This window comes from Rubellimicrobium aerolatum, assembly GCF_017872975.1.
Lineage (GTDB): Bacteria > Pseudomonadota > Alphaproteobacteria > Rhodobacterales > Rhodobacteraceae > Rubellimicrobium > Rubellimicrobium aerolatum.
The window spans coordinates 1-1,273 of sequence record NZ_JAGGJP010000054.1 but is presented as its reverse complement, the minus strand read 5'-3'; the positions used below and the strand labels follow the sequence as shown (position 1 = coordinate 1,273).

Annotated in this window: 1 protein-coding gene; it reads left to right on the top strand. The window is 66.9% G+C overall.

What is annotated here, in order from left to right; genetic code table 11:
• Positions 1 to 65 precede the first annotated feature (65 nt).
• Positions 66 to 1,255, top strand: a protein-coding gene (locus J2Z33_RS18065) for an IS3 family transposase (RefSeq protein WP_209843641.1) whose coding sequence is annotated in 2 segments (ribosomal slippage) — positions 66 to 318 and positions 318 to 1,255 — 1,191 coding nt in all. Because the reading frame shifts where the segments join, the coding sequence is not laid out codon by codon here.
• Positions 1,256 to 1,273: the final 18 nt, after the last annotated feature.

The following is a 1,273-nucleotide window of genomic DNA, read 5'->3' as shown; positions in this document are numbered from 1 at the left end:
TGACCTGACCCCTTGTTTCTCCTCTAGGGGCTGCTGGAATCCGGACCCAACGGAAGGGATCGGACATGAAGCGAAGCAGGTTCAGTGACGAGCAGATCATCGGGGTGCTGCGGGAGCACGACGCCGGGGTGAGCGTGGCGGAGGTCTGCCGTCGGCACGGGATGTCGACCGCGACGTTCTACGCCTGGAAGGCCAAGTTCGGCGGTTTGGAAGTCTCCGAGGCCAAGCGATTGAAGGCGCTCGAGGAGGAGAACGCGAAGCTCAAGCGCCTCTACGCTGACGCGATGCTCGACAACACGGCGCTGAAGGATCTGCTGGCAAAAAAATGGTGACGCCCGCGGCCAGGCGGAACGCCGTCGCCCACGCTGTGGAGGTCCACGGCCTGAGCGAGCGGCGGGCGTGCGCCATCATCTCGGCGGACCGGAGTTCGGTCCGCTATCGCAGTGTCCGGCCCGATGACGCCGCGCTTCGGGCTCGGCTGCACGAACTGGCCGACCAGCGCCGCCGGTTCGGCTATCGGCGGCTGCATGTGCTCCTGCGTCAGGAGGGCCACGCCGTGAATCGGAAGAAGACCCAGCGGCTCTACCGCGAGGAGGGTCTGGCGGTGCGTCGGCGCAAGTCCCGCCGCCGGATCGCGGTGGCACGCACGCCGATCCCGCTGCCGGACGGGCCGAACAGCCGCTGGTCGGTAGACTTCGTTCACGACCAGCTCGCCTGCGGCAGGCGGTTCCGGGTGCTGAACATCATCGACGACGTGACCAAGGAGTGCCTCGCCGCCGTCGTCGACACCTCGCTCTCGGGCAAGCGCGTCGTGCGCGAGATGACCGCGTTGATCGAGAGGCGAGGCAAGCCCGGGGTCATTGTCAGCGACAACGGGACCGAGTTCACCTCGACCGCGGTCCTGAAGTTCACCCAAGAGCAAAAGCTCGACTGGCGCTACATCGCCCCCGGCAAGCCGACCCAGAATGCGTTCGCCGAGAGCTTTCAGGGCCGGATGCGCGACGAATGCCTCAACGAGCACCTGTTCTTCTCGATCCGCCACGCCCGCGCCATCATCGCCGGCTGGGTCCACGACTACAACACCGCGCGGCCGCACTCGTCGCTCGGCTATCAGACACCCGCCGCATACGCCGAAGCCTTGCGCCCGCAACGGCCATCGACGCTGCGCCACGGGGAAAGCTCCGCGCCGATGGCCGTTGCCTACGGCGCCGGAGCACGCAATTTTCACCCCGCGATTCCAGTCGCCACCGGATGAGTGACGGGGGTCAGGTCA